General features: G+C 33.4%; 5 protein-coding genes and 1 rRNA gene. 5 read left to right on the top strand and 1 reads right to left on the bottom strand.

Features of this window, described 5'->3' with window-relative positions; genetic code table 11:
• Positions 1-159 precede the first annotated feature (159 nt).
• The 5 genes from rrf to K350_RS0102955 all read left to right on the top strand — a co-directional run bounded on the left by rrf (position 160) and on the right by K350_RS0102955 (position 5,729).
• Positions 160-271 (top strand): 5S ribosomal RNA (gene rrf / locus K350_RS0102975).
• A gap of 213 nt (positions 272-484) precedes the next feature.
• Positions 485-2,521, top strand: a complete 2,037-nt coding sequence (locus tag K350_RS0102970) for a BatA domain-containing protein (RefSeq protein WP_081670853.1) — start codon at positions 485-487, stop codon at positions 2,519-2,521.
• Position 2,522: 1 nt separating this feature from the next.
• On the top strand, positions 2,523-3,785 hold the full coding sequence (locus K350_RS0102965; protein WP_028978645.1) for a dihydroorotase: 1,263 nt from the start codon (positions 2,523-2,525) through the stop codon (positions 3,783-3,785).
• Position 3,786: 1 nt separating this feature from the next.
• A complete protein-coding gene (locus K350_RS0102960; protein ID WP_028978644.1) occupies positions 3,787-4,761 on the top strand; it encodes a glycosyltransferase family 2 protein in 975 nt (324 codons plus the stop codon).
• Positions 4,758-5,729: a glycosyltransferase family 2 protein gene (locus K350_RS0102955; RefSeq protein WP_028978643.1), complete on the top strand. Its 972-nt coding sequence runs from the start codon at positions 4,758-4,760 to the stop codon at positions 5,727-5,729. The genes K350_RS0102960 and K350_RS0102955 overlap by 4 nt, the downstream gene beginning before the upstream one ends.
• 2 nt (positions 5,730-5,731) lie before the next feature.
• Here K350_RS0102955 and K350_RS0102950 read toward each other — a convergent pair whose 3' ends face one another.
• The gene (locus K350_RS0102950; protein ID WP_028978642.1) at positions 5,732-6,493 is read right to left on the bottom strand and encodes a class I SAM-dependent methyltransferase; all 762 of its coding nucleotides are present in this window, start codon (positions 6,491-6,493) and stop codon (positions 5,732-5,734) included.
• Positions 6,494-6,538 lie beyond the last annotated feature (45 nt).

Genomic DNA, 6,538 nt, shown 5'->3' with positions numbered 1-6,538 from the left:
CAGGTGTAAAGACAGTAATGTCCTAAGCTGAGCAATACTAATTACCCGTAGACTTTCCGTTAGCGCTGTGTGTTATAGTATATATCTTTTTCTCAGATGTTGTCATGACCTTAAACAAAAGGTTTAAGAGTCAAAAAAAATAAAAGTATTAAAAACCTTAATGGTGATTATAGCGCGGGTGTTCACCTCTTCCCATTCCGAACAGAGAAGTTAAGCCCCGTGGCGCTGATGGTACTAGGATAACACCCGGGAGAGTAGGTAGTCGCCAACCTTATTATTAGAAAGCTCTGATATCAACTCAGAGCTTTTTTTTATTTATATGGGTTTCTATCTTTTTTTCAACAGAAACAAATGGTTATTTTTATATTTAATTTTTTAGTGTTATCGTTTTAGATTTAATTCATATTTGCGTCTATTCATTTAGTCAAATTGAAAATTTAATTTTTATATTACAGCCTTGAAACTTGATTTCTGATTTGAATTAATGAATTTTCTATATCCTTCTTATTTGTTCGCAATATCGGCTATATTAATTCCGATAATTATTCATCTCTTTAATTTCCAACGTCCAGTAAAGGTGTTGTTTACCAACGTTTCGTTTCTGGAAGTAGTTAAGGAGTCAACATCCACTCGTTTTAGATTAAAGCAAATACTAATTCTACTTAGCAGGATATTATTTATTTTATTTCTAGTGTTGGCTTTTGCTCAGCCAATAATTCAGGGTAATGGGATTGGGGCTAAATCTAAAAATAATGTCGGAGTGTATCTGGATAATTCGTATAGCATGGAAAATGAATTGGAGGATGGAAAAGCTCTCGATGTGGTAACAAAATCATTGTTATCCCTCGTGGATCTTAATCCTACGTCTACTAACTATGCGCTTTTGACCAATAATTTTGAAGGGAAAGATTTATTTAAAAGAAACAAAGATCGGTTTAGCGAAAGGCTATCTGAGATAAAGTTTTCCAATGAATATAGAAGTGGTGACGAAGTTAATAATAGGTTTAAAAATCTCAGTGATTTAGATAGTAAATCTATAAATAATTATTATTGGTTCTCTGATTTTCAAAAATCAACCATGGGATCCTTGGAGAATTTGGAGTTTGATTCTTTATCTGAATATTATTGGATACCAGTTCAGAATAAAGAGGTTTCCAATGTCTTCATAGATTCAGTCTGGTTAGGAACTCCTTATGTGAAAGTTAATCAGAATAATGAAATTAATGTAAAGCTTAATTATCAAGGAAATGAAGAGCGTAAAGAGGTGAATTTGAAACTAAATATTGATGGAATTCAGGTTAGTTCTGCAGTAGCTGAAGTAAGTAATGGAATCTCTTTAGTTGTGAAAATTCCTTTTAACATAACAGGTAATTCAGTTAAAAAATGTATTCTTTCTATCGACGACAGTCCTATCTCTTTTGACAATCAATATTTCTTTACAATTAATCCCAGTCCCAAGGTTAAAGTTTTATTAATAGATGACGAGGATAATTCCTATTTGAGAAATCTTTTTAGTAATGAAGATATTTTTGTTGTTACATCAACTTCATCAGGTAGTCTTGATTATTCTGCAATTCCAGTTTCTAATTTAATAGTATTTAATGCTGTAAAGAATATTCCAGTTTCTCTTTCTGAGTCCATTGCTGATTTTGTTAAGAAAGGTGGTGAGCTTATATATGTCCCTTCTAGAACAACTGATATAAACAACTTAAATAGTTTATTAAAAAGTTTAAATATATCTCAGGTTGATTCCTATTCGGCAGATACATTAGGGGATAGGGGGCTTTATACCTTAGTACCTCCTGATTTTAACAATCCTTTCTTTAAAAATATATTTGAGAAAAAGGACCACAATATTTCAATGCCTTATGCCTTTCCCATTTTATATTCTCAGAGTCAATCTAATGGATTATTAAAGTTTAAGAATGGAAGGTCTTTCTTGTCTGAATTTAGTTCAGGAAAAGGCAAGTTATTTTTCTTTACAGCCCCATTCAATTCTGGTTATACAAACTTTCCTAGGCATGCGTTATTTGTTCCTGTTTTATATAAAATCGGATTTGATAGTTTTTCATCGTATGAAAAATTAGGATATAGTTTTCAGGATAAAAATTTTACTATTGAATTAACAGATCCTCGCGTTGAAAATATTTTTACACTAGAAGGTAATGGGATTAAGTTTATTCCAGATCAAAGAATTTCAGGTAAACAGCTGGTGGTTGAAATACCTGACAGGGAAATGGGACCTGGATTTTATTCTCTTGTAAACAAGCAGGGAAATATTGAAAGGATTGTTGCTTTAAACTTTGGCAAGAAAGAATCTATTATGGAGTTTTATACAATAGATGAATTAAAGAAAGTTCAGGCTGTTCATCCGAATGTTAAGATTCTTCCTCTGAATAATACGGATTCTTTTCTTAAAGATTTTAAAAATGAAGAACAAGGAAGGCCTCTTTGGAAATATTGTTTAATTTTGTGCCTGTTGTTTTTACTCACAGAAATTTTATTGATTCGCTTCTTTTAAAATGAAAATTCTCTTAAAATCTGCTGAAATAATAGATAAAAATTCACCTTATCATTTTCAGAAAAAGAATATAGTTATTATTGATGGTAAAATTGAGAAGATTGGAGATTTTGAAGAGACTGCTGATGTTGTACTTGAAAGCCCCAATTTAAAAGTTTCCCCCGGATGGTTTGACTTAAGGGCATCTATTAAAGATCCCGGAAGTGAACATAAAGAAGATATTCATTCTGCTACCAAAGCAGCAGCGTCGGGTGGGTTTACAGGTATGGTTTGTATGCCTAATACCAAGCCCGTTTTACAAACTAAAGATCTTGTTGAATATATTTCTAACAGGTCTGCAAATAAAATAACTTCTGTTTACCCTGTTGCTGCTGTTACTATAGACAATAAGGGTGAAGAAATTACAGAGATGATTGATTTGCATAAAGCTGGAGCAATAGCTTTTTCTGATGGAAATAAACCTATCTGGCATTCTGATGTGTTATTAAAGACACTTCAATATCTACAGTCATTTGATGGATTATTACTTGTGCATGCAGAGGATAAATATGTTTCAATGTATGGTCAGATGAACGAAGGATTTACCAGTACAGTATTAGGCTTGAAAGGGCTTCCTAAGTTGGCTGAAGAGATTATTGTTGAAAGAGATCTTAGGATATTAAGGTATACAGGAGGAAAAATTCACTTTTCTCATGTCAGTAGTCCTCGTTCTTTTCAGCTTATTAAAGAGGCTAAAGCTGAAGGTTTGAATGTGACTTCTGATATTACAGCATATAATCTTGCTCTTGATGATACCTTACTGACTTCATTCGATACAAATTTAAAGGTGAACCCTCCATTAAGGTCTAAGGAAGATGTTGATGCATTCTGGAGTTATTTGAGAGATGGAGTTATTGATGCTATCGTATCAGATCATAATCCTCAGGATGAAGAGAGCAAGAATTTAGAATTCGATCTTGCTGAATTTGGAATGATTGGATTAGAATCAGTGTTCTCCATTGTTAATACTCTCAAAGGAGATATTTCTCTTGAAACAATTCTTGAGAAGATATCTTATGCGCCCCGAAGAATTCTGGGGTTGTCTCAGCCAGTTATAAAAGAAGGAGAGCTTGCTGAGATTACCATATTCGATTCAGAAAGAGAATGGGAGTTTACTAAAGGTGATATTAAATCTAAATCTAAAAATACTCCGTTTGTTGGTTGGAAGTTTAAGGGAAAACCTTTGGCTGTAATTAACAAAGGAATGTATTTTATTAATAATTAAGATGGCTTCTCTAAGACCGGACATATCTGTAGTAGTGCCTTTGTTGAATGAAGCAGAGTCATTACCCGAGCTTACTCAATGGATAAGTAGAGTAATGAATGCTAATAATTTTAAGTATGAAGTTATTCTTGTCGATGATGGTAGTACAGATGAATCATGGGAAGTAATTGAAAAACTGAATATAGATAATCCTTATATCAAGGGCGTTAGATTTAGTCGTAATTATGGTAAAAGTGCGGCTTTGAATCATGGATTTCATAATGCTAAAGGAGAAGTGGTGATCACCATGGATGCTGATTTGCAGGATAGTCCGGATGAAATTCCTGAACTGTATGATATGATCAAAAATCAGGGATATGATCTTGTATCAGGTTGGAAGAAAAAAAGATTTGATCCCATTTCAAAAACTATTCCTACCAAGTTATTTAATGGAGTTACCAGTAGTATATCAGGAATTAAGCTTCATGATTTTAACTGTGGCTTGAAAGCATATAAATATCAGGTGATAAAAAACGTCGAGATTTATGGCGAGATGCATCGATATATACCAGTAATAGCCAAAAGAAATGGTTTTGGAAAAATTGGAGAAAAGGTGGTTCAGCACCAGGCAAGAAAATATGGAACGACCAAATTTGGTTTGGAACGTTTTTTATATGGCTTTCTAGACCTTTTGTCAATAACCTTTGTAACTAAATTTAAAAAAAGGCCAATGCACTTTTTTGGCTCACTAGGTACATTGTCTTTTATCTTCGGATTTTTTACTACTTTTTATCTACTTGCTGATAAGATCTACAGTCTTTCTATGGGCATTAAAGGGAGAGATGTTGTCAATAATACATGGTTTTACCTTGCATTAGTTGCCATAATTATTGGGGTACAATTATTTTTAGCAGGTTTTATCGGGGAAATACTTACGATGAATTCTCATAATAAGTCTGATTATATAGTTCTTGATAAAGTCGGAGATATTGCATGAGAAGGTATTCTGTAGTTATTCCCATCTACAACCGTCCTGATGAAATTAAAGAACTTTTGGAAAGTCTTACAAAACAGACTTACAATAATTTCGATGTTGTTATTGTTGAAGATGGGTCTTCCATAAAATGTGAGGATATAGTTAATTCTTTCAAATCGCAACTTGAAGTAACGTATTATTATAAAGAAAATACCGGACAAGGCTTTTCTAGAAACTATGGATATGAAAGAGCCAACGGTGATTATTTTATCGTTTTTGATTCCGATTGCATTATCCCTGCCAACTATTTTGAAGAGCTTGAAAAGGCCTTGAATGAAAATTACCTGGATGCATTTGGAGGCCCGGATAAAAGCCATCCTTCATTTACTGATGTTCAGAAGGCAATCAGTTATTCAATGACCTCATTATTTACTACTGGAGGAATAAGAGGAAATAAAAAAAGGGTTGGAACTTTTCATCCAAGAAGTTTTAATATGGGAATATCAAGGCAGGTATTTGAGAATACTCGAGGATATATTATTACCAGGATGGGAGAGGATATAGAATTTAGTATAAGAATATTAAACAGTGGATTCAAATCCGGCCTTGTAGAGAATGCTTTTGTTTATCATAAAAGAAGGACAAACTTCACTCATTTCTTTAAGCAATTACATTTTTTCGGAAGGGCAAGAATAAATATTTACAGATTTTTTCCTGCGGAGTTAAAGCCAATTCATTTCATGCCCGCAGCATTTACCATATTCTGTGCATTCACTTTACTTTCATCAATTTTTAGCAGTACCATATTCTATTTATGTTTGGGAATATTGCTTTTGTATTCAGTACTGATTTTGATAGATGCAACTATAAAAAACAGGAGTTTAAAAATTGGCTTTCTCAGCGTGGCTGCTGTATTTACACAGCTTACGGGCTATGGAATCGGCTTTTTAACAGAACTTAAAAGAGAGTTGTTTAAAGAAAAGAAATAGCCTTATTTTTTACACAGATAAATAATTTCCTCTTTTGGTAAAGCATACCTCTCTACAATTTTGGGATCAAGTTGCATTACATAGTCGTCCTCGATAACTGTAAATCCTCCTTGTTCAAGACGTTTTTTGTAATCTCTTCCATAAACCCGAACGTGATCATTTTGTCCGAATATTTTTTCTCTGTCAGAAGGATCAGTTATGGAAAAGTCTTCAAAAGTAGTTTTGCGGGTTAAGTCAAGAGGAGATTGAATGATAGCCCATCCGCCAGGCTTCAATACCCTGTAAATTTCACTCATAGCCTTTATATCACTATCAACGTGTTCCATTACATGGTTGCAGAAAGCAACATCAAAAGTATTGGCTTCAAATGGAATTTGGTGTATATCCATTTTAACCTTAGCCAAAGGAGATTCGAGATCGGCGGTTATATAATCAAGATTTTTAAGTTCCTCAAAACGATGAATAAAACAGTGTTCCGGAGCTATGTGCAATACCTTTAGCTTAGCAGTAAAGAAATTTGTCTTATTCTTCAGATATAACCACATCAAACGATGTCTTTCAAGAGAAAGGCTGTCAGGTGCCAAAGCGTTAGGTCTTGGAATTCTCCCATATGGAAGAAATTTTCTATAGGTTTTCCCTGAAATTGGACATTCTACATTATTTCCCGCATAAAAAAGAGCAATAACTTTAAGTGCCAGCGGACTAAATATCTGTAGATATTTCCTTGGAATTTTTCTGATGACCAGACTAATTAACTTTTTCATTTAAATGCCAAATTACCATTCCAAAGATAGCTGATATTTTGCCCT

This window comes from Sporocytophaga myxococcoides DSM 11118 (genome assembly GCF_000426725.1).
GTDB classification, from domain to species: Bacteria; Bacteroidota; Bacteroidia; order Cytophagales; family Cytophagaceae; genus Sporocytophaga; species Sporocytophaga myxococcoides.
This window is presented reverse-complemented; position numbering and strand designations above follow the sequence as displayed.